At 38.9% G+C, this 14,021-nt stretch carries 12 protein-coding genes; 11 read left to right on the plus strand and 1 reads right to left on the minus strand.

Annotated elements, in window-relative coordinates:
• Positions 1 to 115: 115 nt before the first annotated feature.
• Positions 116 to 1,471, minus strand: a complete 1,356-nt coding sequence (dnaA, locus tag GLW08_RS12830; protein WP_160849059.1) for a chromosomal replication initiator protein DnaA — start codon at positions 1,469 to 1,471, stop codon at positions 116 to 118.
• A 791-nt stretch (positions 1,472 to 2,262) separates the two neighbouring features.
• Here dnaA and rpmH point away from each other — a divergent pair.
• The 11 genes from rpmH to GLW08_RS12885 all read left to right on the plus strand — a co-directional run bounded on the left by rpmH (position 2,263) and on the right by GLW08_RS12885 (position 13,999).
• Positions 2,263 to 2,397, plus strand: a complete 135-nt coding sequence (gene rpmH, locus GLW08_RS12835) for a 50S ribosomal protein L34 (RefSeq protein WP_036818177.1) — start codon at positions 2,263 to 2,265, stop codon at positions 2,395 to 2,397.
• A 138-nt stretch (positions 2,398 to 2,535) separates the two neighbouring features.
• Positions 2,536 to 2,889 carry a ribonuclease P protein component gene (gene rnpA, locus GLW08_RS12840; protein WP_036818175.1) on the plus strand — a complete coding sequence of 118 codons (354 nt, stop codon included), beginning with the start codon at positions 2,536 to 2,538 and terminating at the stop codon, positions 2,887 to 2,889.
• Between the two features lie 128 nt (positions 2,890 to 3,017).
• Positions 3,018 to 3,761 (plus strand): YidC family membrane integrase SpoIIIJ, encoded by a 744-nt coding sequence (gene spoIIIJ, locus GLW08_RS12845; protein ID WP_423808625.1) that lies wholly within the window; start codon positions 3,018 to 3,020, stop codon positions 3,759 to 3,761.
• Positions 3,758 to 4,552 carry an RNA-binding cell elongation regulator Jag/EloR gene (jag, locus tag GLW08_RS22265; protein WP_160849061.1) on the plus strand — a complete coding sequence of 265 codons (795 nt, stop codon included), beginning with the start codon at positions 3,758 to 3,760 and terminating at the stop codon, positions 4,550 to 4,552. The genes spoIIIJ and jag overlap by 4 nt, the downstream gene beginning before the upstream one ends.
• An 871-nt stretch (positions 4,553 to 5,423) precedes the next feature.
• The gene (gene mnmE, locus GLW08_RS12855) at positions 5,424 to 6,800 is read left to right on the plus strand and encodes a tRNA uridine-5-carboxymethylaminomethyl(34) synthesis GTPase MnmE (protein ID WP_160849062.1); all 1,377 of its coding nucleotides are present in this window, start codon (positions 5,424 to 5,426) and stop codon (positions 6,798 to 6,800) included.
• Between the two features lie 27 nt (positions 6,801 to 6,827).
• Entirely contained in the window at positions 6,828 to 8,726 is a 1,899-nt protein-coding gene (gene mnmG / locus GLW08_RS12860; RefSeq protein WP_160849063.1) for a tRNA uridine-5-carboxymethylaminomethyl(34) synthesis enzyme MnmG, read from the plus strand.
• Between the two features lie 18 nt (positions 8,727 to 8,744).
• The gene (rsmG, locus tag GLW08_RS12865) at positions 8,745 to 9,464 is read left to right on the plus strand and encodes a 16S rRNA (guanine(527)-N(7))-methyltransferase RsmG (RefSeq protein ID WP_160849064.1); all 720 of its coding nucleotides are present in this window, start codon (positions 8,745 to 8,747) and stop codon (positions 9,462 to 9,464) included.
• Between the two features lie 875 nt (positions 9,465 to 10,339).
• Positions 10,340 to 11,221, plus strand: a complete 882-nt coding sequence (noc, locus tag GLW08_RS12870; RefSeq protein WP_160849065.1) for a nucleoid occlusion protein — start codon at positions 10,340 to 10,342, stop codon at positions 11,219 to 11,221.
• A gap of 241 nt (positions 11,222 to 11,462) precedes the next feature.
• Positions 11,463 to 12,236, plus strand: coding sequence for a ParA family protein (locus tag GLW08_RS12875; RefSeq protein ID WP_160849066.1), 774 nt, complete (start codon positions 11,463 to 11,465; stop codon positions 12,234 to 12,236).
• The gene (locus GLW08_RS12880; RefSeq protein ID WP_160849067.1) at positions 12,217 to 13,056 is read left to right on the plus strand and encodes a ParB/RepB/Spo0J family partition protein; all 840 of its coding nucleotides are present in this window, start codon (positions 12,217 to 12,219) and stop codon (positions 13,054 to 13,056) included. The genes GLW08_RS12875 and GLW08_RS12880 overlap by 20 nt, the downstream gene beginning before the upstream one ends.
• A gap of 235 nt (positions 13,057 to 13,291) precedes the next feature.
• A complete protein-coding gene (locus tag GLW08_RS12885; protein WP_160849068.1) occupies positions 13,292 to 13,999 on the plus strand; it encodes a DUF554 domain-containing protein in 708 nt (235 codons plus the stop codon).
• The last annotated feature ends 22 nt before the right edge of the window (positions 14,000 to 14,021 follow it).

Below are 14,021 nucleotides of genomic sequence, written 5' to 3' on the forward strand. Positions count from 1 at the left end.
CTGTGAATTTGTGAATAACTCAAGTTCACCCCTTTCACAACAGGATATCCACATGTGGATAGAGTGTGGGTAACTTTGGGGAGTTTTTTACGTTTATTCACAAGGGGATAAGTGCTTAACCAGATTTCAATGCTTCTTTTAGTTCTTCAATTTCCTTTTGCAATTGCTGATTTTCACTAAGTGCTTTCGAAATTTTTTCATGAGCATGAATGACTGTTGTGTGATCTCGACCCCCAAATTCCTCACCTATCTTTGGTAGAGAGAAATCAGTCATTTCCCTAGAAAGATACATAGCTATTTGTCGAGGGTGGGCAATCGTTTTGGTACGTTTTTTTGCTGCGAAATCTTCAATCTTAATATTATATTTCTCCGCGACCATCTCTTGAATCCCCTTGATGGTAATGATTTTAGGCTTAGAGCTAGGGATAATATCTTTCAAAGCTTCAGCTGCCAGGGACGCATCAATATCTCGATTAATAAGGGATGAATACGCCACTACACGAATGAGTGCCCCTTCAAGTTCACGGATGTTTGTGTCGATTTGGTTCGCAATATAAAGCATAACTTCATTAGGAATGTCTAATCCTTCCGCTTTTGCTTTTTTACGTAAAATAGCGATTCTTGTCTCTAAATCTGGAGGGGTAATATCTGTGATCAGCCCCCATTCAAAGCGTGATCGAAGCCTGTCTTCTAATGTTGGAATTTCCTTTGGTGGCCGGTCACTGGAAATGACAATTTGCTTATTTTCTTCGTGTAATGTGTTGAATGTATGGAAGAATTCTTCTTGAGTTTGTTCTTTTCCAGCTAGGAATTGAATATCATCAATTAGAAGCACGTCCACATTTCGATATTTATTTCGAAAATTTACAGCTTTGTTATCTCGTATTGAATTAATAAATTCATTTGTGAATTTCTCAGATGAAAGATAAACAACCTTAGCTGACGGGTTATGATCCAATACATAATGGCCAATGGCATGCATCAAGTGTGTTTTACCCAGTCCAACACCACCATATATAAATAATGGATTGTATGCTTTAGCTGGAGCTTCCGCAACTGCTAAAGATGCAGCATGGGCAAAACGGTTACCTGATCCGATAACGAACGTATCGAAAGTATATTTGGAATTAAGCATGCTTTGTGGTGATTCTTCTTGGTCGTTATCTTTATTGTTTTGAGACTGTTTCATAGCTGGTTTTACATCATCAATAGATTCCTCTTTCGTTTCAGGAATTATAAATTTTGTGCGCAGCTGAGCTCCTGTAACTTCATAGAGAGTATCGGAGATGAGGCTGGCATATCGACTTTCTAGCCAATCCCTAGCAAATTCATTTGGTGCCACAATGACAAGCGTGTCGTCCTTTAAAGAATCTGCTTTCGTACTCTTCAACCATGTTTCGAAGCTTGGTTTGCTGATTTTTTCTTCTATTTGACTCAGCGTATTGTCCCAAAGCTCTTTAATATTTTCCAAGTCATTTCACCCCTTTCATCAATAGAAAACGCGACAGATTATAAATGTAATAGTGTCGGCATCCTTCTACTTTTACCTGTAAGAAATCAGATATTGTAAGACATAGAAAATAGTTTAGGAAACAAAAAACCTCGCGTACTCTTTCCTCTTACAAGAATGATGGCATTCCAGAAAAGAAAGATCCGGAGGTGGCTTGTACAACTTTTGTTAAACTCTAAATGCTTTTTTTGATGTGGATGCTAAACTGTTACTATAACAGTATTCAATCGAGTTGTAAGCATAATCCACATATTTGTTGATAACTACACTCACATGATTGTGAATACATATCCACAGTTTATCCACACTCTGTGGATATTAATATTTTGGATGAGGAGTTATTCATTATTAAAACACAAATATAATACCAAATAAATACTGATAGTGCAACGTTTATTCGACAGTTATCCACATTGTCTACCGGTTGTAGATAAAAATTATCCACAACACTACATTTTGTGAGTATCTTGTCGATAAGGGGTGTGGATAGTTGAATTATGTCATAAAAATTATTCACAGGGGCTGTTTATATAAAGAAATCTTTTTGGTTAAACAAATAGTTGTCTCAGAAAGAGGATTTAACTTTTTCCCCTTAAAAAGAATTCAACTTAACGAAAAGTGTGAAGAGAGAATAGAGTAGCTCAAGATTGGATATCAAAAAGAAGTTGACATTTACTTGTAGTATTTTTATAATGAATTGGACTGTCTTTTGAAGATCGATTATTTATTTCCTCAGGGAGGTGTCTATAAAAATGAAACGCACATTTCAACCAAATAACCGTAAGCGTAAAAAAGTACACGGCTTTCGTTCTCGTATGAGCGATGCGAATGGACGTCAGGTTCTAAAACGTCGTCGCCGTAAAGGTAGAAAAGTATTATCTGCATAGACCACTGAATAACTATCAGTGGTCTTTTTTCTAGCTATCGATTATTGGAACACCTTACTTCGAGCAGGATTAGTAAGGAATATATTGATCATAATGTAACCTATGTTCCTTCTTAGATATTGGAGTGAGGATTGACTTATGAAGAAACGTAACCGAATTAAAAAGAATGAAGAATTTCAACGCGTATTTAAGAACGGAGCCTCTTTTGCAAACAGACAGTTAGTGCTGTACTATGTTCGTAATGAGAACCAGGAACATTTCCGGGTTGGGTTATCTGTAAGCAAGAAAATAGGAAATGCTGTCATGCGTAATCAAATTAAACGCTATTTACGTCAGGCTTTTCATGATTTAGATTCAAGTATAAAGCCATCATTTGATTTGGTAGTGATTGCTCGTAAGCCGACCAATCAAATGAATTACTTTCAAATCAAGAAAAGCCTGACGCATGTATTGTCGAAAACGAATCTTTTGGTAAAATCAAATGTGAAATGAAGCCGAGGATTTTATATAGAACCTGATGAAGAAAAAATGGTAAAATACAAAGTAAATGTATTTATTTATGGATTAGGATTTGTAAGGAGGAGACGACGTTGCAAAAGAAGATCCTTTACTTGTTAGCTATGACAGGACTTCTTGTTCTACTTTCAGGTTGTACTCAAATTAATCAGGATATTACCTCTGAAAGTACAGGGATTTGGAATGAATATTTTGTTTATCCGCTGTCAGTGCTAATTAAATACTTTGCTGGTCTCTTTAGCGAAAGTTTTGGACTATCAATCATTGTTGTTACACTTATTATTCGTACCATTCTATTGCCACTAAACGTGAAGCAATTGAAGAGTTCAAAGGCTATGCAAGATATCCAGCCGGAATTACAAGAGCTACGTTCCAAATATAGCTCAAAAGACCAAAAAACACAGCAACAACTACAACAGGAAACAATGCAGCTTTTCCAAAAGCATGGAGTAAATCCATTAGCAGGTTGTTTTCCAATTTTACTACAAATGCCGATTTTGATTGCTTTCTATCACGCCATTATGCGTACACAAGAAATTGAAGCTCATAATTTCCTATGGTTTGAACTTGGATCACCAGACCCATTTTTCATTATGCCGATTGTGGCAGCTATTACGACCTTCATTCAGCAGAAGCTTATGATGGGTGGATCTGGACAGGCTGCACAAAATCCGCAAATGAAAATGATGTTATATATCATGCCGATTATGATTGGTGTATTTGCACTTAACTTCCCAGCAGCTCTAGCATTGTACTGGGTAGTGGGTAACATCTTTATGATTGCCCAAACCATTTTCATCCGTAAACCAATGATGAAAGAAACGGAAACAGGGGGAGCGAGTAAGTGAGACAAGTAACTGCTACTGGACAAACAGTTGAGGACGCGGTCCAATCAGCGTTAGAGCAGTTAGACACCTCGAAGGACCAAGTCAATGTAGAAGTCATTGATGAAGGAAAAAAGGGATTTTTTGGAATTTTTGGTACAAAGCGAGCTATCGTAAAGGTAAGCATTAATGTATCCGAAGATGAGAAAGCCCCTGAACAACAACTAGAACAAACAGAGTCATCTGATGTTAAGGAAGAAACGATTCAACCTCAGGATCAAACAGCCACTTCCGCCATTAAGGGTGATGAAACTCTAGACAAAACGGATGGCAAGGAAGAAAGGAACATGGTTGAACCGACACAAAAGCATGATTCCATTGAAGAAACGAAACAATATCTCATTGATGTAGCAGCTGGTATGGGGGCTGCAATTGATGTAAAGGTTCACCGGAACGGAAAAGAAATTGTATTTGAATTGATTGGTAGCAAAATTGCTTTACTTATTGGAAAACGGGGGCAAACCTTAAATGCACTGCAGTATTTAGCTCAGCTTGTCATTAACCAACGAAGTGACAATTACCACACAGCGATTGTAGATGCTGAAGGATATCGGGAACGGAGAAAGAATACATTAACGAATTTGGCTAACCGTTTGGCAGAGAAAGCAATTCGAACGAATAGTGATGTCGCATTAGAAGCAATGCCTTCTTATGAACGCAAAATTATTCATACAGCCTTACAAAATCATAAAAATGTTAAAACTTATTCTGATGGAACAGAACCTCATCGACATGTAGTGATCAGACCAGAATAAAAAAATCCCTTAACGTGGTATGCGTTAAGGGATTTTTTTATTCTAGGGAGAGACTAGAAAGTTTTATTATGCCGTAATAACCCCATTATGTTGAAGGCTTGGATTCGAGATAATATGGGTGAGAGAAATGTTTCCGTTGCTTTTGTTGGGATTAATGGAAACATGGGTCGGGAAATTGGGGCGGTCGCTCCTTTTTTTCAAAAGTAGCTCCTGTTTTTCGATTCTTGCTCCTAAAGCAGGAAAAGTCGCTCCGGAGCCCATGTTTTTATCGCAGCGACATGACAAGTCCATGTATTGCATTATGGATTGGCCCGTGGAAATACGGATGTGTCGAGACACCGCAGGGCACGAATTTTTGCGCGAGGAGACTTTGTTAGTAATCAAGGAAGGTCGAGCAAATTCGCTATATCCTGTAGCAACCTCGACCGATCTCACGTCGTGTGAGGCCGCAGGAAAGCGAGCTATTTCCCGGCCCATCTTTTCTCCCACTTAACACAATGGGAACACCCAACTCCCGCAAACTATCTCGAATTCAAGGATTCAAGATTATGCCTCTATTCTGGAATAACATAACGAACATGAATGAATCGATCATGAAAGGAAGATTAGTTAATAGGATATTTTGATAAAATTCACTGCGCATAGAGCGAATGACTGTATTGTGGATAAGAAAATGATAAAATAGTAGAGGTGAATAAAGTGATTTATCCACATGTGGATAAGAGTGAAACTAGGATAAACTGGCTATACTAAGTAAAAAATCTTTTCAAACAAACTCATTTTATGCTAATCTAGTTAGTTAGTGACTATTTAAATATATGTTGTGGATAACTATAGATGGTTTCGACAAATAAAAGAAAGGGGTGAAGGCATGGATACGGATACCATTAGTGCGATATCAACGCCCGTTGGAGAAGGAGCCATTGCCATCGTTCGATTAAGTGGCCCTGAGGCTGTAGCGAGAGCCAATAAAATTTTTCACGGGAAAGAGCTAGAACAAGTGGCATCGCATACGATTCATTATGGAAAATTATTTGATCCAAAATCAAATGAGCTCGTTGAGGAAGTAATGGTTTCTGTTATGCGTGCTCCCAAAACATTTACCCGTGAGGATATTGTAGAAATTAATTGTCACGGAGGTCTTGTTTCTGTAAATCGTGTCCTAGAGCTCGTACTTGATCAAGGGGTTCGATTAGCAGAGCCTGGGGAATTTACAAAGCGCGCCTTCTTAAATGGCAGAATCGACTTATCCCAAGCAGAAGCGGTTATGGATTTAATTAGAGCGAAAACAGATCGTGCTATGAATGTGGCATTAAAACAAATGGATGGACGCTTGTCTCAGCTTATTCATCAATTACGACAACAGCTTCTTGAAACAGTAGCTCAAGTTGAAGTGAATATTGATTACCCAGAGTATGATGATGTAGAAGAAATGACAAATGAATTAATGATTGAGAACACAAAAAAAGTTCATCAGGAAATAGAGCGCCTTTTACAAACTGCAAAGCAAGGGAAAATATTGCGAGAGGGTCTTGGAACCGCTATTGTTGGAAGACCTAATGTTGGAAAATCCTCATTAATGAATGCACTCGTGCATGAAAATAAAGCAATTGTTACAGAAGTACCTGGTACAACCAGAGATGTCATTGAGGAATATGTAAACGTACGTGGCGTACCACTTCGCTTGATTGATACAGCTGGAATTCGGGATACAGAAGATCTAGTTGAAAAAATTGGTGTGGAACGTTCGCGTCAAGTTCTTCAAGAGGCTGACCTTATTTTACTCGTGCTCAATTATGGAGATGAATTAACAGAGGAAGATGAAAAGTTATTTGAAGCGGTCCAGGGTATGGATGTAATCGTGATTGTAAATAAAACGGATCTTCCTAGAAAATTAGATATAGATCGTCTCCATGAAATAGCTGGTGAACATACAATCGTTAATACGGCTATTATAGAAGAAGAAGGAATTGATCAGCTTGAAACAGCTATCTCAGAAATCTTCTTTGAAGGGGACTTGGATACTGGTGATATGACCTACGTATCAAATGTTCGTCATGTTCAGTTATTAAATCAAGCGAAAGAAGCTCTTGAAGATGCGATGAGTGGTATGGAAGAAGATATGCCAATTGATATTGTACAGATAGACGTTAGAAGAACATGGGAGCTACTCGGTGAGATCGTAGGAGACTCTGTTAGTGATAGCCTATTAGATCAATTGTTCTCTCAATTCTGCTTAGGGAAATAAACTTAGTTAAAAAAGGAGAGATTTGTCATGTCAACATTTGACGCTGGGCATTATGACGTTATCGTTATAGGTGCTGGTCATGCTGGTGTGGAAGCAGGGTTAGCTGCGGCTCGTCGAGGAGCAAAGACGTTAATGCTAACACTAAATCTAGATATGATTGCATTCATGCCATGTAACCCATCTATTGGTGGACCTGCCAAAGGAATTGTCGTTCGTGAAATCGATGCATTAGGCGGGGAAATGGCTAAAGTAATCGACAAAACGTACATTCAAATGCGCTTATTAAACACAAGAAAAGGCCCGGCTGTACGTGCGTTGCGTGCTCAAGCGGATAAGCATCTATATGTTCAAGAAATGAAGAAAGTATTGGAAGATACCGAAAACCTTACCCTTCGCCAAGGGATGGTAAAAGAATTAATCGTTGAAGACGGCGAATGCAAAGGCGTTGTTACAGAAACAAAAGCAGCTTATTACGCTGACAATGTCATTATTACCACTGGTACTTTTATGCGAGGTAAAGTTCTCATTGGGGATCTCGCTTATGAAAGTGGTCCGAACAACCAGCGTTCTTCTACTAAATTATCTGAGCATTTAGAAGAACTAGGTATTGAAATGGTTCGTTTTAAAACTGGCACACCAATGCGTGTGAACAGTCATACGATTGATTATTCCAAAACGGAAATCCAACCAGGAGAGGAAGTGCCTCGTGCGTTCTCCTACGAGACAACAGAATTTATTATGGATCAGGTTCCGTGTTGGTTAACCTACACGAATGAACACACTCATAAGATTATTGATGATAATTTAAGTTCCTCAGCGATGTATTCAGGTATGGTAAAAGGAACTGGGCCTCGTTATTGCCCATCAGTTGAAGACAAAATCGTACGTTTCCATGATAAGCCACGTCACCAGGTCTTTTTAGAGCCTGAAGGACGTAATACAGAAGAAGTGTATGTGCAAGGGTTATCTACGTCTCTTCCTGAAGGTGTACAAAAAGAGATGATGGAAACTGTACCTGGACTTGAAAATGCAGAAATCATGCGTGCTGGATACGCTATCGAATATGATTCTGTAACCCCAACCCAACTATGGCCAACACTAGAGTTGAAAGCTATTAAGGGTCTGTTTACAGCTGGACAAATTAACGGAACTTCTGGGTATGAAGAAGCAGCTGCCCAAGGTCTAATGGCAGGTATCAATGCAGCTGGGAAAGTACTTGGCACGGAACCTGTTATCCTCGACCGTTCCCAGGCTTATATTGGTGTTATGATGGATGACCTTGTAACAAAAGGAACAGATGAGCCATATCGCCTGTTAACGTCTCGCGCTGAATATCGTTTGATTCTTCGTCACGATAATGCAGACTTACGCCTAACGGATATTGGTTATGACATTGGATTGATTTCTGAAGAGCGTTACACGAAGTTCCAGGAAAAGAAACAATTAATTGAAGAAGAAATCAAACGCTTAGAAAGTGTTATATTGAAACCAACTGACGAGGTGCAGACCGCTATTGAGCAAGCAGGAGGTTCTCCGTTGAAGGAGGCTGTCCGTGCATCTGATTTACTTCGTCGTCCAGAAATGAAATACAATGCTGTTGCAGAGTTAACGAAACCTGATAAAGAGCTACCAGAAGACGTAAGAGAACAAGTGGAAATTCACCTTAAGTATTCTGGTTACATTCAAAAATCAAACGAACAAATTGAACGCATGAGAAAAATGGAAAACAAGAAGATTCCAGATGATATCGATTATGATGACATTCATGGCATTGCTTCAGAAGCTCGTGATCGATTGAAAGAAGTACGTCCGCTTTCTGTAGGGCAAGCTTCTCGAGTTTCAGGTGTAAACCCTGCCGATGTTTCCATTCTACTTGTCTACATTGAGCAAGGTAAAATTGCAAAGGTTTCGGGAGATGAAGCATAAGCGGAAAGGATTGTGTGCATGAATATAGAAGCCTTCCTTCAAGCTTTGGAAGACCAGGGAATTGAATTGAGTGAACAACAGGTAGAGCAGTTTAAAACGTATTTTCACACTTTGGTGGAATGGAATGAGAAAATCAATTTAACAGCAATAACGGATCAAGAGGAAGTGTATTTAAAACATTTCTATGATTCGTTATCCGCTGCCTTTTATATGGATTTTAATCAGCCTTTACAAATTTGTGATGTTGGAGCCGGTGCTGGGTTTCCTAGTATCCCCCTCAAAATCGTATTCCCGGATCTGAAGGTTACCATAGTGGATTCACTAAAAAAACGGATCACGTTTCTGAATCACTTGGCAACGCAGCTTGGGCTATCTGATGTAGCCTTTTACCACGATCGGGCTGAGAACTTTGGGAAAAACGCAAAATTTAGAGAACAATTCGATATGGTGACAGCACGAGCGGTAGCCCGTATGTCGGTATTAAGTGAATTGTGTTTACCTCTAACAAAAGTAGGGGGGACTTTCTTAGTCATGAAAGGCTCTAAATTTGAAGAAGAAATGAAAGATGCTGAATTTGCAGTAAAACTTCTTGGTGGAGAAGTGAATACGGTTCATACCTTTCATCTCCCAAAAGAAGATAGTGAACGAAGTATTGCCATCATTGACAAAAGGCGCAAAACACCTAAGAAGTATCCACGAAAAGCTGGTTTACCAAATAAAAGCCCACTTGTAGAATGAATTTTTGTCCTTAACATCCTGCTACAAAAAAGATGATGTAGCAGGATTACTACATACATTCCAACTGTTATAAAAGTAGAGAATGTATAAGTTCTGGCACTTACATGTCTAGCTCCAGCGCCTAGCAAACTTCCAGCTCCTCCTTACGATAAGTAAACATTGGATTGCTACCGCTCTCCGTGTTTCCTTTATCTCACTGCGGGGTTATATGAAGTTCGATTAAGACCGCTGCGTCACGCAGCAACATCGAACCACCCCACACGTTCTATGAGCAGCAGTTTGTACGTCGCTAGCAGGGTGCTTGCGCTTTTCTTTAAATGGAGCATATTTAAGGTAATGAGAAAGAGGATTATTACTGCTAGGTATAGAATATGTACGTTCTAGCATTTCATACCCTAATCTATAAGATTGAAAAGATTTCTAGCAGTCACTGCTAATTTATATGTAAATATGATAGAATAATAGAAGATTATTTTGTTGCGGAACGAGATGCGCGCCAGCATTTCAGCTGATGCGCTTTTTTGTACTTTCAATAAAAACATTGATGTTTATTGAAAGATTGTGTTTTCAAAAAAAGATGGTTTTATAGTAGATGAGGAAAGAAGGTACTGATATGGGGTCATTGATATCTAGACTCTGCGCCTCAAAATGCCACCACGAGGATTTGTTTACGGTTATTTGATGGTTGAACAAGGCCCCCAGAGCTTTTCTTCATATGTTAGTTCGATTATGTATAGATGCCTTTTGCCTCTATATTCCCTGGAGGCTTGCCCGATGGTAAGTTTTCTATTTGTTTCACGTGAAACATTCCTTTTAACATGACACATAAAGAAATATACACAAGAGTGTGAAAGTAGAAAAGGTGGTGTCTAAGGATGAAACACCCATTCAGCCGTTTGTTTGGATTAGGAGATAAATCCGAAGCAGGAGCCGAAGCGGAAGAACAAGAACAGCAAGAATACCATCCTGATGAAGTCGTCCAGATTCCTATAGAACAGATTCAACCAAACCGTTACCAACCCAGATCTATTTTTAATCCAGAAAAAATAGAAGAATTAGCGCAAACCATACATACTCACGGTATGATTCAGCCAATAGTCGTTCGTAAAATCGTAGATCAAGACGAAGGATATGAGTTAATAGCCGGCGAGAGAAGGTGGAGAGCGGTTCAAGTACTTGGCTGGGAGCAGGTTCCCGCGATACTAAGGGAAATGGATGATACGCAAACAGCCTCAGTAGCGTTAATAGAGAATCTACAACGTGAAGAATTATCTGTGGTTGAGGAAGCAACGGCCTATTCAAAGCTATTAGAAATTCATGGTCTAACTCAGGAGGCTTTAGCTCAACGTTTAGGAAAGAGCCAATCTACAATTGCAAATAAATTACGTCTTCTTAAATTACCTGAATCCGTTCGTCAAGCAATCCTAGATCGGAAAATCACAGAGCGTCATGCTCGTGCTTTAATTGCATTAAAGGAGCAAGAGAAACAAGAAAAGCTTTTAGAGGAAATTATCGAAAAGGGTTTGAATGTAAAGCAAACGGAAGAACGTATTGAGAAAATGCTGTCTCAGGATGATGAGCCTAAGAAAAAGAAACCAAAGTTAAAAGGCATCAGTAAAGATATGAGAATTGCCATGAATACGATACGCCAGTCTCTAACGATGGTATCTGACTCTGGAATTGATTTAGAAACTGACGAAGAGGACTATGAAGATTACTACCAAATCACAGTGAAAATTCCAAAAAACAAATCATAAACTCTTCCTACCCATCTTTTGAACGCATATAAAAGATGGGTATTTTTGCACTAGATATAAAATAAGTTCAGAGTTGGTATGTCTAGTATGATGATGAACGCTTCGATTTAAGGTGGTGGGACACTCCATGTACGATAATAGACCTAACTTCCACCAATATTTAGTGAAAAGTCGTGTTTTTCTGAAAAAAAATGATAAAATATAAGATGTAAGATTTGACGGATAAGAGGTAGGTGACATCATGGGCAAAGTAATTGCAGTTGCGAATCAAAAAGGTGGCGTAGGAAAAACAACATCCGCTGTGAATTTAAGCGCTTGCTTAGCCTATTTAAATCATAAGGTTTTGCTTGTCGATATCGATCCTCAAGGTAATGCTACGAGTGGAGTAGGAATTGATAAAGCAGATATGGATCAATGCGTATATAATGTGCTTGTGGAGGATTTAGAAGCAAAGCACGTAACCGTTTCGACCATGGTAGAAAATTTGAAAGCAATTCCAGCTACGATTCAATTAGCTGGAGCGGAAATTGAATTAGTGCCGACTATATCAAGAGAAGTGCGATTGAAGAAAGCCATTGACTCCGTGAAAGATCAATATGATTTTGTCATCATTGATTGCCCTCCTTCCTTAGGATTATTAACAATCAATGCATTAACAGCATCAGATGCAGTGCTTATACCAGTCCAATGTGAGTATTACGCTCTGGAAGGGTTGAGTCAACTGTTAAATACTGTTCGTCTTGTTCAGAAGCATTTGAATAAGCAACTAATGATCGAGGGCGTTTTACTTACCATGTTAGACGCGCGAACAAACTTAGGGATACAGGTTATAGATGAAGTGAAAAAATACTTTCAAGATAAGGTCTATCAATCTATTATTCCTCGGAATATTCGTCTTGGAGAAGCCCCAAGTCATGGACAACCTATTATTTTATATGATCCAAAATCACGTGGAGCTGAAGTGTATTTAGAATTAGCAAAGGAAGTGATGGTGAATGGCCAGAGGGTTGGGTAAAGGCATTAACGCGCTTTTTCAAGATATGGAAGCTAAGCAGGAAGAAGCGGTTCAAGAGGTCTCGATTAATCAATGTCGGCCAAATCCTTATCAACCACGTAAGACCTTTCATGCAGAGGCGATTGAAGAATTAAAAGATTCCATTATCCAACATGGTATTCTCCAGCCCCTAATTGTACGCAAAAGTATTAAAGGATATGAGATTGTTGTTGGAGAACGTCGTTTTAGAGCAGCGAAAGAAGCAGGATTTGAAAAAGTGCCTGTCGTTATTCGGGAATTAGATGACACTAACATGATGGAACTCGCCTTATTAGAAAACTTACAACGAGAAGATTTGACCCCAGTTGAAGAGGCAAAAGCTTACTCTAATTTAATGAAAGAACTTGGCATGACACAGGAACAGCTCGCTGCACGCCTTGGTAAAAGTCGACCGCATATTGCCAATTTAGTACGCCTTCTTTCGTTACCAGAACCGGTAAGTGCTCTCATTAATAACGGTGAGCTATCAATGGGACATGGTAGAGCGTTGCTAGGCTTAAAAAATAAAGAACAGCTTATGCCATTAGTTGAAAAAGTACGAAACGAAGAATTGAATGTGCGACAGGTTGAACAATTGATTATTCAAATGAATGAAAAAAGCTTGCAGAAGAAAAAGAAGAAGAAAACACAAAAGGATGTTTTTCTTCAAGAGAGAGAGTCTGTCTTACAAGAGCGTTTAGGTACAGGTGTTACGATTCATAAAGGCAAGCGTAAAGGGAAAATTGAAATTGAGTTTTTCACGGACGAAGACCTAGAAAGAATCTTACATCTATTTGAATAAGCTTATAGGACGAGCCTGGTATGTGTAGCACACAATACCAGGATTTTTTATAAGTAAAGAAAGTATAAGTTTCTGGCGCTTACGTGTCTAGCACCAGCGCCCAGCGACTAGTATGTTCCAGAGCGCATGCGCCTTGCATTAAATAATGTTCCACGTGAAACAAAAGTCCTGTTTTATCTGGTAATGTAGCAAGAGGAAAGATGGTTTCAGGGTAATTAGCATTGGAGGGTAGTTTATGGTTGTGTACGGAGCCTTAATGAATGGGTTAGGTATTTTAATAGGAGGAATTGTAGGACTCTTTCTCCATCGAGTACCAGAGAAGGTAAAAGAAACAACAATGAATGGAATAGGATTGGCTGTCCTGTTAATAGGAATTCAAATGGCTATTCAATCTGAAGATATTATAGTATTAGTATTAAGTCTTTTATTTGGAGCCTTCATAGGTGAAGCACTTCGAATGGAGGAGAGGTTTGAACAAATAGGAAGTTGGGTGGAAAGTCGATTTAGTAAAGAATCTAATAATAGTGTCTCGCAAGGATTCATGACGGCTTCCCTTATTTTTGTTATTGGAGCGATGGCGGTAGTTGGGGCATTAGATAGTGGTATTAGAGGAGATCACGATATTTTAATAACGAAGGCTATTATTGATGGGTTCGTAGCGTTGGTATTAACGACCACTTTAGGATTTGGTGTGCTATTTTCCATTTTACCAGTATTGCTATATGAAGGTGGCATTGCTTTGTTAGCTACACAAATCGATCGCTGGTTACCACAGTCATTTTTAGATCTATTTATTGTAGAGATGACAGCGACAGGTGGGTTACTCATTGTAGCAATTGGATTGAACTTATTACATATAACCAAAATAAGAGTCGCTAACCTTTTACCAAGCTTGTTTCTAGTAGGGTTGGTATTATACGGTAGTATTCAATTAGGTTTATAAGAGAGTAATAAAGCAAAAGCCT

This window comes from Pontibacillus yanchengensis, assembly GCF_009856295.1.
Taxonomy (GTDB): domain Bacteria; phylum Bacillota; class Bacilli; order Bacillales; family BH030062; genus Pontibacillus; species Pontibacillus yanchengensis_A.

Bases quoted from the DNA above. Each gene is read 5' to 3' on its own strand.
- rnpA (WP_036818175.1), top strand. From the start codon at position 2,536: ATGAAGAAACGTAACCGAATTAAAAAGAATGAAGAATTTCAACGCGTA.
- noc (WP_160849065.1), top strand. From the start codon at position 10,340: ATGAAACACCCATTCAGCCGTTTGTTTGGATTAGGAGATAAATCCGAA.
- GLW08_RS12880 (WP_160849067.1), top strand. From the start codon at position 12,217: ATGGCCAGAGGGTTGGGTAAAGGCATTAACGCGCTTTTTCAAGATATG.
- rsmG (WP_160849064.1), top strand. From the start codon at position 8,745: ATGAATATAGAAGCCTTCCTTCAAGCTTTGGAAGACCAGGGAATTGAA.
- rpmH (WP_036818177.1), top strand. From the start codon at position 2,263: ATGAAACGCACATTTCAACCAAATAACCGTAAGCGTAAAAAAGTACAC.
- GLW08_RS12875 (WP_160849066.1), top strand. From the start codon at position 11,463: ATGGGCAAAGTAATTGCAGTTGCGAATCAAAAAGGTGGCGTAGGAAAA.
- mnmE (WP_160849062.1), top strand. From the start codon at position 5,424: ATGGATACGGATACCATTAGTGCGATATCAACGCCCGTTGGAGAAGGA.
- spoIIIJ (WP_423808625.1), top strand. From the start codon at position 3,018: ATGACAGGACTTCTTGTTCTACTTTCAGGTTGTACTCAAATTAATCAG.
- mnmG (WP_160849063.1), top strand. From the start codon at position 6,828: ATGTCAACATTTGACGCTGGGCATTATGACGTTATCGTTATAGGTGCT.
- GLW08_RS12885 (WP_160849068.1), top strand. From the start codon at position 13,292: ATGGTTGTGTACGGAGCCTTAATGAATGGGTTAGGTATTTTAATAGGA.